Source organism: Halomonas sp. DP8Y7-3, from assembly GCF_019801675.1.
Classification (GTDB): Bacteria; Pseudomonadota; Gammaproteobacteria; order Pseudomonadales; family Halomonadaceae; genus Halomonas; species Halomonas litopenaei_A.
Map to the genome: position 1 here is coordinate 163,530 of NZ_JAHVIO010000018.1, position 13,124 is coordinate 176,653.

Sequence of the window (13,124 nt, forward strand, 5' to 3'; positions counted from 1 at the left end):
GGAAGGGATCGCACTAGACCGTGCACGTCACCTTGCGCAGGTGACGGGGCTGATCAGGATCGATCCCCCTCGCCTCGGCGAGACGTGCCACCATCGGATAGAAGCTCTGAATGACGGACAGCGGCTCAAGGGCCTCATGGCTGGTGCCGGTCAGCGTCAGCTGTCGCCGGGCCACCCTCTCGTCAGCGGCGAGCAGCACCTTGGCCCCGACGCCTTCCAGCCATTCCGCAAGCTCCAGCAGACCGGCCTGCTCGGCGCCTGGGGGAGCGAACACCAGCACCGGGTAGCCGGGCTCGATCAACGCCATCGGCCCATGCTTGACCTCAGCTCCGCTGAACGGCTCGGCTTGGATACCGCAGGTTTCCTTGAACTTGAGCGCGGCCTCCTGGGCGATCCCCAGGCCGGCGCCACGTCCAATCACCATCAAGCGATCGACATCCTTGAGCGCTTCCACGGCAGGGCTCCAGTCCTGAGCGGCAGCCTCCACCAACCGATCGGGAAGCTCGTTGAGTGCGCCCAGCAGCATGGCACTCTCGTTCCAGTGCGCCAGCAACTGGGCCCCAGCACTCAGGGTCGCCAGGAAGCTCTTGGTGGCTGCCACGCTGCGTTCTTCTCCGGCGAACAGCGGTATCTCGATATCGCTGGCCTGCCCAAGTGGCGATTCAGCGGTGTTGACCAAGGCCAGAGTGGTGGCGCCTCCCTGCTTCAGAGCGCGCTGGCTGACCACTAGATCGGGGCTCTGGCCCGACTGGGAAATGGCAATGGATAGCTGTCCCTGAAGCTTCCAGGGGGTGCGTGCAAGCGTCGACAGGGAGGGCGGCAGCGATGCCACCGGTATCCCCCGGGCCTGCATGCACAGATAGGCCAGATAGCTGGCGGCGTGATCCGAGCTGCCCCGCGCCACCGTCACGGCAGCGCTGGGCGCTTCATGGCGCAGCCGCTCCCCCAGATCGCGCAGCAGGGTCTGGTTACGCGCCAGCTGGCCGCGCAGTCGTTCCGGCGCATTCAGCGCCTCTTCAAGCATGAGTGACATGGGGGTCTCCTGACACCAGATGACCATCCAGGTGGACAGCCGAAAGCGTTAACTGGGGATCGAGCGTGACGACATCGGCGCGCGCGCCAACCTCCAGGCGGCCCACGTCGGTGCGCCCAAGAAAGTCGGCGGGAAAACGCGACAAGCGATCCGAAGCCTCGGCCAGGCTGAGGCCGAGACCGACGAAGTTGCGCAGCGCCTGATCCATCGTCAACGTGCTGCCCGCAAGGGTGCCGTCTGCCAGGCGCACACCGCCCAGGCACTTGGAGACCGTCTGGCTTCCCAGGCGGTAGTCGCCATCGGGCATGCCTGCCGCCGCGGTGGAGTCGGTCACCGCATACAGGCGCGGGATACAGCGAAGCGCAGTGCGAATAGCCCCAGGATGAACGTGCAACAGATCCGGGATGATCTCGGCATACTCAGCGTGGGCTAGCGCAGCACCGGCCATGCCGGGCTTGCGGTGATGCAGGCCGGTCATGGCATTGAACAGGTGGGTAAAGCCACAGGCGCCATGTGCCAAGGCTTCCACCCCGTCCTCGTAGCTGCCCAGGGTGTGGCCCAGCTGAACCTTGACGCCCTGTTCGCTGAGGTGACGAATCACCTCACCATGGCCGCTGATCTCGGCGGCCAGTGTGACCACCAGGATCGGGGCCAGCGCCAGCAACTCGTCCATCTCGGCCACGCTGGCGACCTGGGCATGGGCCGGCTGGGCACCGAGCTTGCCAGGGTTGATGTAGGGTCCTTCGAGATGCACGCCCAGGACTCGCGATGCCTGGGGCTCCGGCTCACGCATGTAGGTCGAGATCTCCCGCAGCACCGCGCGGACCTGTGCCGGAGTGGCGGTCATGGTCGTCGCCAGCAGGCTGGTCGTACCAAAGCGCAGGTGAGTGCGTGCCAGGGTCGCCACCGAGGCGGCCCCCTCCATCGCGTCCGCTCCCCCGCCGCCATGCACGTGCAGGTCAATGAATCCCGGAATCAGCCGCGGAGCATCGTTTTGCTCAGGGTCGACGGGGCGACCTTCTATCGCGGCAATGCGGCCATCTTCCAGCCGCATGTGACCCAGCAACCAGCCCTCCGGGGTCAATATATTGCCGCTCAAGCGGGTAGCAGCGATCGTCATGGACACCTCCTAGCGGACAAGCTCAACGGTGAAGTCGTAGTAGTCAGTGCGACAGTAAGTAACGCTTAACTCGGCAGGAGTGTCGTCGGCGAGAAACCCCAGACGGGTGACCTTGAGCAGCGCTTGCCCTGGTGCTACCTGGGCCAGGGCGGCCAGCTCGGCATCGGCATTGACCGCCGTCACCTGCTGGCGCGCGCGGACGATCGGCGTACCGGCGTCCTCCAGCCAGCGGTAGAGGGACACATCCACATCCATGGGGTTGGGCAACACCGTGACCGGCAGGCAGCTTTCTTCGACCGCCATCACCACATCGTCGGCAAGGCGCAGACGCTTGAGCCGTGACACCTGGGCGTTGCTGGACAGCCCGAGGCGAAGGTTCTCCTCACTGCCGGGCTGGCAACGCTCACGTGCGATCCACTCCGAGCGAGGCTGAAACCCCCGCCTGGTCAACATCTCGCTGAAGCTGGTCAGGCGCGTCAGAGACTGGTCCATGCTAGGCCGGATAAAGGTGCCAGAACCGCGATCCCGTCGAATCAGGCCCGTCGTTTCCAGCTGATCAAGGGCCTTGCGGGCGGTAATTCTGGACACACCCAGCGCTTCGGCCAGGTTGCGTTCGGATGGCAAGGCTTCGCCGGCACGCCACTCGCCTCCGCGAATCGCGGCCTCCAGCTCATTCGCCAGCTGCCGATACAGGGGGGTGGCCAGCGTTCCATCAAGTCTTAGACGATCGAATCGTGAATCCATGGCGGTCAGGTCCTCGGAGCTAATAGGACCAATATAGCTCCACATGAAGACCAATTGAATACCAATCTAGTACCACATTGGTCGAACCCTGACTGTGCATTTCACGGCGAAGGGAGATGCCACTCAACACCCCGCCCGAGGTATCCAGCAGGGCGCGAAAGGAGGCCCCTGCTCTTGTCAGCGTGTCGGCAAGGGCCGATAAGTACCCACAAGATCTTGATTTCCCGTTGTCACCGAGCAAGGGGTTTGGCCGCCGCGCGAACAATCCGTATAGTGGCCCCCTTATTCCCGCCACTCGATCGTGACCATGCTGCAGAACAACGCCTTGCTGGCTCAGCTCAAGCAACAGATCCGCGATAACACCCCCCGTGTCACGGGTGTCATCAAAGCCACCGAAAAAGGCTTCGGTTTTCTCGAAACCGATGATGGTGCGTCCTACTTTGTGCCACCTCCCGCGATGAAGAAGGTGCTGCACGGCGATCGCGTCGAGGCGGTGCTGCACGAAGAAGGTGAGCGCAAGTCGGTCGAACCCGACACCTTGATCGAAAGCAACATGGAGCGCTTCGTTGCCCGAGTGCAGCTGCGCGAGGGCCGCCTGGCGGTGGTGCCCGACCACCCGTCGATCAAGACCGCCCTCAAGGCGCGCATCAAGCGCAGCCTGGACGAAAACACCATCGGCGATGGGGACTGGGTCGTAGCACGACTGGTGCGCCACCCGCTCAAGCCGGATGACCGCGCCTTCTTCACCCAGATCGACGAACTGGTGGCCAAGACCGACGACCCCGCCGTGCCGTGGCGCGTCACCCTGGCCCGCCATGCCCTCGAGCAGGAATGCCCCGACGCCGGCACCGACTGGCCGCTACGCGACGAAGGGCTCACCCGTGAGGACCTGACCGCGGAGCCGTTCTTCACCATCGACGGCGAGAAGACCCGCGACATGGACGACGCCCTGCGCGTCGAAGTCCGCGAGGACGGCGGCTGGCGCCTGTCGGTAGCCATCGCCGACCCCACCGCCTACGTGGAGGAAGGCCACGCCGCCGACCTCGAGGCCCGCACTCGTGCCTTCACCGTCTACCTGCCGGGCCAGAACGTCACCATGCTGCCCGAGCAGCTGGCCGATGATCTGTGCTCGCTGCACGAGGGCCAGGAACGCCCGGTGCTGGCCTGTCGCCTGGACGTCAACGCCGATGGCAGCCTCGGTGACTATCAGTTCTTCGCTGCCACCGCGCGTTCACAGGCTCGCCTGGTCTACGACAACGTCTCTGACTGGCTCGAGGGCCAGGGCGAGTGGGCACCTGAAGCGTCCATCGGCGATCAGCTCAAGGCCCTGCGTGATCTGACCGAGGCACGCACTCGCTGGCGCCAGGAGCACGCCCTGGTGTTCAAGGACCGTCCCGACTATGTCTTCGACCTGGACGAGGCCGGTAACGTGCTGGCGATCCGCACCGAACAGCGGCGCATCGCCAACCGCATGATCGAAGAATCGATGATCGCCGCCAATGCGTGCTGCGCGGCGCTGCTTGCCGACAAGGTTGGTCATGGCATCTTCAACGTCCATCGTGCCTTCGAGGACGACAAGGCCGAGGCCGCCCAGAGCTTCCTGGAGACCCAGGACATCAGCGTCGAACGTGAGGCGCTGACCGACCTGTCCCGCTACAAGGAGCTCAAGCGCGCGCTGGAAAGTCGCGATGACGCCTGGCTGGATGCCCGCCTGCGCAAGTTCCAGGGCTTCACCGCCATGTCGGCCCAGCCGGGTCCGCACTTTGGCCTGGGACTGGCCGCCTATGCCACCTGGACCTCCCCGATCCGCAAGTACGGCGACATGGTCAACCATCGCCTGATCAAGCGCGTGCTCAAGGGCGAGCAGGCCCCCAAGGAAGCCAGCATCGAGCTGACCGAACAGCTGACCGAGCGTCGTCGTCTCAACCGCCTCGCGGAACGTGACGTCAAGGATTGGCTGTACGTGCGCTACCTGACCCCGGCGGCCAAGCAGCAAGATGTGTTCGAGGCCGAGATCATCGCGATCAACCGCGGCGGCATGCGCGTGCGCCTGACCGCCAATGGCGCGACCGCCTTCGTCCCGGCTCCGCTGATGCACGCTGACCGCGACAAGGTGGTGGTGGACGACAAGGAAGGCCGCATTCAGATCGAAGGTGAAGAGCGCTTCAAGCTCGGCGACAGCGTGCGTGTCGCCCTGACCGAAGCCAAGGAAGAAACCCGCTCGCTGGTGGCCCAGCCCAGCGTCTGAGCGGTTGCGCTACCCGCTAGCGGCCAGACCGCGCCGCTAGCGGGCAGGGCTATCTAGCAGTGCGTATCGTGATAGAACAAAAAAACGGCGACCTGTGGGTCGCCGTTTTTTTGTTGGGCCTCAATGCGCACCGCCTCCCCCTGTCGCAGAACTGTCGTATTTCCCTCGTAGGCTCGTGGCTACGATGTCACTGCCACGGAGGCTTCCTTGCATCTCGCCGACGTCACCATGTTCCACGCGCCGTCTAGCGGCGGTGTTCGTACTTATCTGCAGGCCAAGCACCGGGTCTTTTCACGCTTTCCCGAGTGGCGCACAAGCCTGGTGGTGCCTGGCGCAGAGCGAGACAGTCTAGGGGACCACCATCAGCTGCCCTCCTTGCGTATTCCCCTGGGACAAAGCTATCGCTTTCCGCTTCGCCGTCGCCCCTGGAAAGACGCGCTCGTGGACCTGTCCCCCGACCTGATCGAGGCCGGCGATCCCTACGTGACGGCCTGGGCCGCCCTGGACGCCGGCCAGCAGCTTGGGATACCCGTGGTCGGCTTCTATCACTCGGATCTTCCACGCCTGATGGGCGATCGTTTCGGCGCCCCAGTGCGACGGCGTCTGGAGCGCTATGTGGTCAACCTCTACCAGCGTTTCGACAGCGTGCTGGCGCCCTGCCAGGCCATGGCAGACCGACTTGCCTCCTGGGGCGTCGATCGCGTACGCGTGCAACCCCTTGGGGTGGATCTGGCCACCTTCCATCCTGACAAACGGGACCCAGCATTGAGACTCAAGCTGGGCCTGGAGGCCGATAGCCGCTTGCTGGTCTTTGTGGGCAGGTTCTCCCAGGAGAAGAACATCGACATTCTACTGGACACTGCCAAGCGCCTGGGCCACCCCTATCACCTGCTGCTGATGGGTCCTGGCATGCCAACCCAGGTACCGTCCAACGTCAGCGTGATCAATCGCTGCGTTGGCATCCATGAAGTCGCCAGGGCCCTGGCCTCAAGCGATGCACTGCTGCATGCGGGCACCCGCGAAACCTTCGGGCTGATCGCCCAGGAAGCGATGGCCAGCGGAATCCCGGTGGTCGGGGCGCGCGCCGGGGCCTTGATCGAGAACGTTCCGCTGGGCGGTGGCATTCTGTGTCAGCCGCATTCTGCCTCGGCCATGGCCGAGGCCACCGAAGCCCTGTTCGCCAACGATCCCAAGGCCTCGGGACGCCATGCCCGGCGCTTCGTCGAACGTCAGTTCAATTGGGACAAGGTCATGCTGTCACTGCTGCACCACTATGAAGCCGTCGTCGACCCTATCGTTCCTGCCAAGCGACGCCATGGCTGAAGGGCCATCCACCGATAGCGGACTCAGGCCTGCCCAAGACGGCGCGCGTCAGTCTCCCCGACATCGCACAGGACTGCTGGTGAAGGCCGGCCTGCTGGCCCTGACCATCGTGCTCTCGCTGGTGGTGCCCTGGTGGCTGGGAGGCACTGGCACCCTGGGCGCGGTCATGACCTTTCCCCCTGAAACGCTGTGCCTGATGGTGGCGTTGGCGATCCTCTGCTGGAACCTGAACGCGGCGCGCCTGAGGCTAATGCTGAATGGCCGCGCGGGACGGCTTGGCCAGACGGGTGCCCTGGCCATCGAGATGTCGTCAAAATTCGCCCTATGCGCCACTCCGGCCGGCGGTGGCGGCGTCGCCACGCTACTGTGGCTGCTGTCGCGCCGGGGTTATCCCGCGGCTCAGGGCTCGGCGATCTTTCTGGTCGACCAACTGGCCGACATGCTGTTCTTCAGCCTGATGCTGGGGCTGCTGGTGGCGCTGTCGCTGGGAGGAGTGGCAAGCTGGCCCCACCAGTCGCTGGTCGAGGCGGCACTGATCGGGCTCATGGTCGCACTGGCCGCTTTCACCGCCATCATCGTCTGGCTACCGAGATGGCTTCGCTATCCGCCGCGGTTGTCCGTCATCACGGCCTGGTGGCCTGCACGCCTGTCTCTCAAACCGCGAGCAAGACGCTGGGGCGTCAGGCGCTTGCTGCGCTGTCGCCACACCCTCATGAACACACTTCAACTGCCGCCACCGATACTCGCAGGCATCTTCCTGCTTTGCAGCCTGCACTGGCTGGCACGCTACAGCCTTCTTTATCTGGCGGTGCTCGGTGTCGGTGGTCAGGCCGACTGGGCCTGGACCTTTCTGGTCCAGATGCTGGCCATGGCCGCCAGCCAGCTCAGCGTGCTACCCGGCGGCGCCGGGGCTGCTGAAGTCAGCGTCGGCGCGCTGCTGCTGCCCGTCATGGCGCGGGAGCAAGCGGCCGCCGCAGTGATCATCTGGCGTCTGGTCAGCTATCACCTTTACCTGGTGGCCGGGGCCCCGGTCTTTGCAGTGCAGCTATCAAGCGTGTGGAAGCGTCGCTGCTAAGGCGTCAGGGCGGGCGTCAGGGCGGGCGTCAGAGCGTCAAGGCTCTCGCCCGCCAGCTCAGAGGCCTTTAGACCTCGCGATAGACCTGCACGTTAGACCCGCACGTTAGCCCCGCACGGTAGACTCGAACGTTAGCCCCGCACGTCAGACCCAAACGTTAGCCCCGGACGATAGACCCGCGATCTAGCCCCGCGATCTAGCCCCGCGATCTAGCCCCGCACATTAGAGACCAGAGATTCAGGCGACATATCCGTGGAAACGCCCACAAAAAAGGCCACCCGAAGGTGGCCTTTGTGCTGACGCCTATTGTGACGCCAGGACCGCTTACCAGCCGGTCGCTTCCTTCAGGGCATCGCCGATCTGGGCGAGGGAACGCACGGTCTTGACGCCCGCCGCTTCAAGAGCCGCGAACTTCTCATCCGCAGTGCCCTTGCCGCCAGCGATGATGGCACCAGCGTGGCCCATGCGCTTGCCAGGAGGCGCAGTCACACCTGCAATGTAGGAGACCACCGGCTTGGTGACGTGCTCCTTGATGTAGGCAGCGGCTTCTTCCTCTGCGGTACCGCCGATTTCACCGATCATGACGATCGCTTCGGTGGCCGGATCCTTCTCGAACATCTCGAGGATGTCGATGAAGTTGGAGCCCGGGATCGGGTCGCCGCCGATACCCACACAGGTGGACTGGCCGAAACCATGGTCAGTCGTCTGCTTGACCGCTTCATAGGTCAGGGTGCCGGAACGAGACACGATACCGACCTTGCCAGGCTTGTGGATGTGGCCCGGCATGATGCCGATCTTGGTCTCGCCAGGAGTGATGACACCCGGGCAGTTCGGACCGATCAGACGCACGCCCAGCTCATCGCACTTGACCTTGACGTCCAGCATGTCGAGGGTCGGGATGCCTTCGGTGATGCACACGATCAGCTTGATGCCGGCGTTGGCCGCTTCCAGGATGGAATCCTTGCAGAAGGGAGCGGGCACGTAGATCACGCTGGCTTCAGCGCCGGTCTGCTCGACGGCTTCCTTGACGGTGTTGAACACCGGCAGGCCCAGGTGTTCCTGGCCGCCCTTGCCCGGGGTCACACCGCCGACCATCTTGGTGCCGTAGGCGATGGCCTGTTCGGAGTGGAAGGTCCCCTGGCCGCCAGTGAAGCCCTGGCAGATGACCTTGGTGTTCTTGTCGATCAGGATGCTCATTACTTGCCCTCCGCTGCCTTGACAACCTGCTGAGCCGCATCGGTGAGGCTCTTGGCAGCGATGATGTTCAGACCGCTGGAGGCCAGTTTCTCGGCACCCAGCTCGGCGTTGTTACCTTCCAGACGCACGACGACCGGCACGTTCACGCCGACCTGCTCGACAGCACCGATGATACCTTCGGCGATCATGTCGCAACGCACGATGCCACCGAAGATGTTGACCAGTACCGCCTGGACGCTGTCGTCGGACAGGATGATCTTGAAGGCTTCCGCCACACGTTCCTTGGTGGCACCGCCGCCCACGTCAAGGAAGTTGGCCGGTTGGCCACCGTGGAGCTTGATGATGTCCATGGTGCCCATGGCCAGACCAGCGCCGTTGACCATGCAGCCAATGTTGCCTTCCAGGGCCACGTAGTTCAGGTCCCACTGGGCGGCGTTGGCTTCGCGCTCGTCTTCCTGAGACGGGTCACGCATTTCCTGCAGGTCCGGGTGGCGATACAGCGCGTTGCCATCCAGGTTGATCTTGGCGTCGAGGCAGTGCAGGTTGCCTTCGTCGGTGATAACCAGCGGGTTGATCTCGAGCAGCGCCAGGTCCTTGTCGTGGAACATCTTGGACAGGCCCAGGAAGATCTTGGTGAACTGCTTGACCTGGGCACCCTCGAGGCCCAGGGCGAAGGCCAGCTCACGCGCCTGGTACGGCTGCGCGCCGACCAGCGGATCGATCTCGGCCTTGAGAATCTTCTCAGGCGTCTCTTCGGCGACCTTCTCGATCTCGACACCACCTTCGGTGGATGCCATGAACACCACGCGGCGGGTGCCACGATCCACCACCGCGCCCAGGTAGAGCTCGTTGGCGATGTCGGTGCAGTTCTCGACCAGAATCTTGGCGACCGGCTGACCGTGTTCATCGGTCTGGAAGGTCACCAGGTTCTTGCCCAGCCACTGCTCGGCGAAGGCCTTGGCCTCGTCCGGGCTCTTGATCAGCTTGACGCCACCGGCCTTGCCGCGGCCGCCAGCGTGCACCTGGGCCTTGACGACCCACTGCTCGCCACCGATCTTCTTGCACGCCTCATAGGCTTCTTCCGGGGTGTCGCAGGCAAAGCCCTTGGAAACAGGCAGACCATAGTCGGCAAACAGCTGCTTGCCTTGATACTCGTGAAGGTTCATCGATTCATGCCATTGGTTGCATGTGACTCGAACGGCGCCCCACCCTGCCCCGCAGGATCAGTCGTGTGGGACGCCACCGACCGCCACCGATACATGGTCGGCGGCGATGCGTCGGCAACAAGCGCCGGCAAGCCTGCCAGAGCTGCACAGGCTTGCCGGAGTGCGCCGGACGCTTGTTGTCTTGCTAGCGCTTCTTGCGGTTGGCGACGTGGATGGCATGGCCTTCCACTGCCAGTGCGGCTTCGTGAACCGCCTCGGACAGACTCGGGTGCGCGTAGCAGGTCAACGCCAGGTCCTCGGCACTGGAGCCGAATTCCATGGCGATCACACCCTGGGCGATCAGCTCACCGGCATGCTGGCCGACGATATGCATGCCCAGCACGCGATCGGTTTCCGCATCGGCGATGATCTTGGCCTGACCGTCGGTGGCGTTGTTGGCCATGGCACGACCGCTTGCCGCAAACGGGAAGCTGCCGGTCTTGACCTTGATGCCAGCCGCCTTGGCGTCCTGCTCGTTCATGCCGACCCACGCCACCTCGGGGTGGGTGTAGATCACGCTGGGGATGGCGTCATAGTTCATCTGGGCCTTATGGCCAGCGATGACGTCAGCCACCATCACGCCCTCTTCAGAGGCCTTGTGGGCCAGCATCGGGCCACGCACGCAGTCGCCGATGGCGAAAACGCCCGGCACGCTGGTGCGGCACTGATCGTCGACGTGAATGAAACCACGCTGATCCAGCTCGACGCCCAGGCCATCAGCGACCACGCCCTTGGTGTAAGGACGACGGCCGACGCAGACAATCAGCTTGTCGAAGGTCAGTTCCTTCTCGCCTTCATTGTCTTCGTACTTGACGACCACTTCCTCGCCCTTGACCTCGGAGCCGGTCACGCGAGCATTCAGCTTGATATCCAGGCCCTGCTTCTTGAGCAGTTTCTGGGTTTCCTTGCCGATGGCGGAGTCGACCATGGGCAGGAAGCTGTCGAGCGCTTCCAGCACGGTCACGTCGGAACCCAGACGGCTCCATACGCTACCGAGCTCGAGGCCAATGACGCCGGCACCGATCACGCCAAGACGCTTGGGCACGTCCTGGAATTCGAGCGCGCCGGTGGAGTCGACGATCAGGCCTTCGGTCAGCGGTGTCGGCGGAATCTCTACCGGCACGGAGCCAGCGGCGATCACGATGTTATCCGCTTCGACGGTGCTGGTGCCGCCGTCCTTGTCAGTGACCTCGACCTTGTTCTTGGCCACGACCTTGCCGGTCCCTTCGATGGCAGTCACGCCATTGGCCTTGAACAGTCCGGAGATACCGCCGGTCAGCTGCTTAACGATCTTGTCCTTGCGGGCCATCATCTTGGACACGTCCATGCTGACGTCGCCCGCCTGAATACCCATGTCGTCGAAGTCGTGCTTGGCTTCGACGTACTTGTGGGACGCCTCGAGCAGCGCCTTGGACGGAATACAGCCCACGTTCAGGCAGGTACCGCCGTGCACTACCTTGCCTTCCTTGCCGATCCACTTCTCGACGCAGGCAGTCTTCAGACCCAGCTGGGCAGCACGGATGGCGGCCACGTAGCCCCCCGGGCCCGCGCCAATGACGATCACATCATACTTGTCGGCCATGTTGGCTCCTGTTCGTTCTGTGTGCAGAGGCTCTGCAATAAATCCCTGTCACTGCCAATCAGGTCAGATTTCCAGCAGCAGACGCGCCGGATCCTCGAGCAGCTCCTTGATGGTGACCAGGAACTGCACCGCGTCCTTGCCATCGATCATACGGTGGTCATAAGACAGCGCGAGGTACATCATCGGGCGAATCTCAACCTTGCCGTTGACCGCCATCGGGCGCTCCTGAATCTTGTGCATACCGAGGATCGCGGTCTGCGGGGGATTCAGGATCGGCGTGGACATGAGCGAGCCGAAGATGCCGCCGTTGGTGATGGTGAAGGTGCCGCCCTGCATGTCTTCAATGCCCAGCTTGCCTTCGCGACCACGCTTGCCGAAGTCGACAATGCCTTTCTCGACGTCGGCGATCTTCATGCTGTCGGTGTCACGCAGCACCGGCACCACCAGGCCACGATCGGTGGATACGGCCACGCCGATATCCTGGTAGCCGTGGTAGACGATGTCATCGCCGTCGATGGACGCATTGACGTCCGGGAAGCGCTTGAGCGCCTCGGAGGCCGCCTTGACGAAGAAGCCCATGAAGCCAAGCTTGACGTCGTGGGCCTTCAGGAAGGTGTCCTTGTACTGCGAGCGCAGCTCCATCACCGCACCCATGTCCACCTCGTTGTAGGTGGTCAGCATGGCAGCGGTCTGCTGGGCCTGGACCAGACGCTTGGCAATGGTCTTGCGCAGGCGCGTCATCGGCACGCGCTTCTCGGGGCGCTCGCCCTCGACGGCAGGTGCTGCCGCACTGGCGGCGGCCTTCTTGGCCGGCGCTGCCTTCTTGGCACTGCCTTCCTTGACCGCCTTGAGCACGTCTTCCTTGAGCACGCGACCGTCCTTGCCGGTACCCGTGATCGCGCTGACATCAAGGTCGTGCTCGGCGATCAGCTTGCGCGCCGCCGGTGCCACGATCTTGTCGCCCACCTGCTCGTCGCTGCCACCGTCATCGGCACTGGCCTTCGGAGCCTGCTTGTCAGCGGTCGGAGCGGCACCACCAGCGCCGACTTCGAAGATCGCCAGCACGGCTTCCGACTCGACGGTGCCGCCTTCCTCGACCTTGATCTCGGCGAGCGCGCCATCTTCCGGTGCGACCACTTCCAGCACGACCTTGTCAGTCTCGATCTCGGCCAGCACTTCATCGCGCTTGACCGCTTCACCGACCTTCTTGGTCCAGCTCGCTACGGTGCCTTCCTGAACAGATTCAGGGAAGCTCGGCGCCTTGACGTCACGCTTCTCACCACCGCCCTTGGGAGCTTCTTGCGCGTCGCCCTTTTCAGCCGGCTTGGCCTCTGACTTCTGCTCGGCGCTGCCGCCGCCTTCACCGATGCGGCCCAGCACTTGCTCGGACTCTACCGTGTCGCCTTCTTCCACCAGCACTTCGGACAGGGTGCCAGCTTCCACCGCCACAACCTCGAGCACGACCTTGTCGGTCTCGATCTCGACGATCAGCTCGTCACGCTCGACGCTGTCACCGGGCTTCTTGTGCCAGGTGCCCACGGTGCCCTCGGCAACGGATTCCGGAAAGGATGGTGCCTTGATCTCGGTAGCCATGTCG

General features: G+C 63.8%; 10 protein-coding genes. 3 read left to right on the forward strand and 7 right to left on the reverse strand.

The features are described from left to right. Positions 1–13 precede the first annotated feature (13 nt). The 3 genes from KUV86_RS17375 to KUV86_RS17385 are packed head-to-tail and all read right to left on the reverse strand — an operon-like array spanning position 14 to position 2,897. Positions 14–1,033, reverse strand: coding sequence for an SIS domain-containing protein (locus KUV86_RS17375; RefSeq protein WP_206944409.1), 1,020 nt, complete (start codon positions 1,031–1,033; stop codon positions 14–16). Next, on the reverse strand, positions 1,017–2,153 hold the full coding sequence (gene nagA, locus KUV86_RS17380) for an N-acetylglucosamine-6-phosphate deacetylase (RefSeq protein ID WP_222239276.1): 1,137 nt from the start codon (positions 2,151–2,153) through the stop codon (positions 1,017–1,019). Before nagA ends, KUV86_RS17375 begins: the two co-directional genes overlap by 17 nt. A gap of 9 nt (positions 2,154–2,162) precedes the next feature. After that, the gene (locus KUV86_RS17385; protein ID WP_206944413.1) at positions 2,163–2,897 is read right to left on the reverse strand and encodes a GntR family transcriptional regulator; all 735 of its coding nucleotides are present in this window, start codon (positions 2,895–2,897) and stop codon (positions 2,163–2,165) included. A 307-nt stretch (positions 2,898–3,204) separates the two neighbouring features. On the opposite strand from KUV86_RS17385, the gene KUV86_RS17390 reads away from it, so the two are divergent. From KUV86_RS17390 to KUV86_RS17400, 3 genes are all read left to right on the forward strand, one after another. Next, entirely contained in the window at positions 3,205–5,145 is a 1,941-nt protein-coding gene (locus KUV86_RS17390) for an exoribonuclease II (RefSeq protein ID WP_222485916.1), read from the forward strand. Positions 5,146–5,352: 207 nt separating this feature from the next. Then, positions 5,353–6,468: a glycosyltransferase gene (locus KUV86_RS17395; RefSeq protein ID WP_222485919.1), complete on the forward strand. Its 1,116-nt coding sequence runs from the start codon at positions 5,353–5,355 to the stop codon at positions 6,466–6,468. Next, a complete protein-coding gene (locus KUV86_RS17400; RefSeq protein ID WP_222485920.1) occupies positions 6,461–7,543 on the forward strand; it encodes a YbhN family protein in 1,083 nt (360 codons plus the stop codon). Before KUV86_RS17395 ends, KUV86_RS17400 begins: the two co-directional genes overlap by 8 nt. Positions 7,544–7,867: 324 nt before the next feature. Here the strand turns inward: KUV86_RS17400 and sucD are convergent, their stop codons facing one another. The 4 genes from sucD to odhB form a co-directional block, all read right to left on the reverse strand. Continuing rightward, positions 7,868–8,740 carry a succinate--CoA ligase subunit alpha gene (sucD, locus tag KUV86_RS17405; protein ID WP_206944421.1) on the reverse strand — a complete coding sequence of 291 codons (873 nt, stop codon included), beginning with the start codon at positions 8,738–8,740 and terminating at the stop codon, positions 7,868–7,870. After that, entirely contained in the window at positions 8,740–9,906 is a 1,167-nt protein-coding gene (sucC, locus tag KUV86_RS17410; protein ID WP_206944423.1) for an ADP-forming succinate--CoA ligase subunit beta, read from the reverse strand. The genes sucD and sucC overlap by 1 nt, the downstream gene beginning before the upstream one ends. Positions 9,907–10,090: 184 nt before the next feature. Next, positions 10,091–11,527 carry a dihydrolipoyl dehydrogenase gene (lpdA, locus tag KUV86_RS17415; protein WP_222164255.1) on the reverse strand — a complete coding sequence of 479 codons (1,437 nt, stop codon included), beginning with the start codon at positions 11,525–11,527 and terminating at the stop codon, positions 10,091–10,093. Positions 11,528–11,590: 63 nt separating this feature from the next. Next, entirely contained in the window at positions 11,591–13,120 is a 1,530-nt protein-coding gene (odhB, locus tag KUV86_RS17420; RefSeq protein ID WP_222483601.1) for a 2-oxoglutarate dehydrogenase complex dihydrolipoyllysine-residue succinyltransferase, read from the reverse strand. Positions 13,121–13,124 lie beyond the last annotated feature (4 nt).

Excerpts from the sequence above, each read along its gene's own strand:
- lpdA (WP_222164255.1), bottom strand. The coding sequence starts at position 11,527 with ATGGCCGACAAGTATGATGTGATCGTCATTGGCGCGGGCCCGGGGGGC.
- KUV86_RS17375 (WP_206944409.1), bottom strand. The coding sequence starts at position 1,033 with ATGTCACTCATGCTTGAAGAGGCGCTGAATGCGCCGGAACGACTGCGC.
- sucD (WP_206944421.1), bottom strand. The coding sequence starts at position 8,740 with ATGAGCATCCTGATCGACAAGAACACCAAGGTCATCTGCCAGGGCTTC.
- sucC (WP_206944423.1), bottom strand. The coding sequence starts at position 9,906 with ATGAACCTTCACGAGTATCAAGGCAAGCAGCTGTTTGCCGACTATGGT.
- odhB (WP_222483601.1), bottom strand. The coding sequence starts at position 13,120 with ATGGCTACCGAGATCAAGGCACCATCCTTTCCGGAATCCGTTGCCGAG.
- KUV86_RS17390 (WP_222485916.1), top strand. The coding sequence starts at position 3,205 with ATGCTGCAGAACAACGCCTTGCTGGCTCAGCTCAAGCAACAGATCCGC.
- KUV86_RS17385 (WP_206944413.1), bottom strand. The coding sequence starts at position 2,897 with ATGGATTCACGATTCGATCGTCTAAGACTTGATGGAACGCTGGCCACC.
- nagA (WP_222239276.1), bottom strand. The coding sequence starts at position 2,153 with ATGACGATCGCTGCTACCCGCTTGAGCGGCAATATATTGACCCCGGAG.
- KUV86_RS17400 (WP_222485920.1), top strand. The coding sequence starts at position 6,461 with ATGGCTGAAGGGCCATCCACCGATAGCGGACTCAGGCCTGCCCAAGAC.